Source organism: Arhodomonas sp. KWT (assembly GCF_010993615.1).
Genome location: NZ_WNXE01000744.1, coordinates 1 through 818, shown reverse-complemented (window position 1 = coordinate 818; position 818 = coordinate 1). Strand labels below are relative to the sequence as shown.

Below are 818 nucleotides of genomic sequence, written 5' to 3'. Positions count from 1 at the left end.
GCGGACTTCACCCGGACGGAACTGCCGTCCAGGGTCACGGTGGTGTCCACGAACAGCCGCGCCGGCGCGGCGGCGGTATGCGCCCGCCAGTGGCCATCCGAGGCGTCCGCGACCACGAACACCTCGTCATCACCGTCGGCGGGCCAGCCCAGGTCGCTGCCACGCAGCAGCCGGCCCTCCGAGGGATGCCCCGGCTCGCTGATCACCAGGTGCGTGGCGTTGCCCCAGCTCGGCTCACCCGCGGCGGCCATGGCGGCGGGCCCCGGCTGGGCCAGGTGGCGGGCGTCGTAGCGCTCGTGATCGATGATCCAGCGGATCATCGCCATGGCGAGGGCCGTATCCCCGCCGGGCCGGACGGGCAGCCAGGTATTGCCGGGCTGGCTGGCGAGGCTGGAGCTGTTCGGCAGCGCCGGCGAGACCACCACGTAGTCCAGCCGGCCCTCGGCGCGGGCGCTCGCGAGCTGCCGGCCCTGGAGCTTGAATGGCTTGCCGGACTGAGCCGGCGCCGTGCCCATGAACAGCGCGAAGCGCACGTGCTCCCAGTCCGGTTTGACGTGGGCATACTTGCGCATGTCGTTGAGCCAGGCGCCGGAGCCGGCGCGGAAGGCGAAGCCGCAGTAGGCGCCGTGGTGACCATAGTTGCGGCTACCGAAGGCGTTGAAGGTGAAGCGCCGGACCAGCGCGTCCCGCCCCTCGTTGGCGCCGGTGGTGAACAGCAGCTGATTCGCCCGTGGCCCGTACTCGGGGCTTTCGGGGGCCACCGGGGTATCCAGATCGCGCACGGCGCGCAGCCCGTCCACGTGGCCCTCGCCGAAGAG

1 pseudogene is annotated in these 818 nt (G+C 72.2%); it reads right to left on the bottom strand.

What is annotated here, in order from left to right:
• Positions 1 to 818: pseudogene (locus G7A99_RS22125) on the bottom strand (molybdopterin-dependent oxidoreductase); the annotation flags it as partial.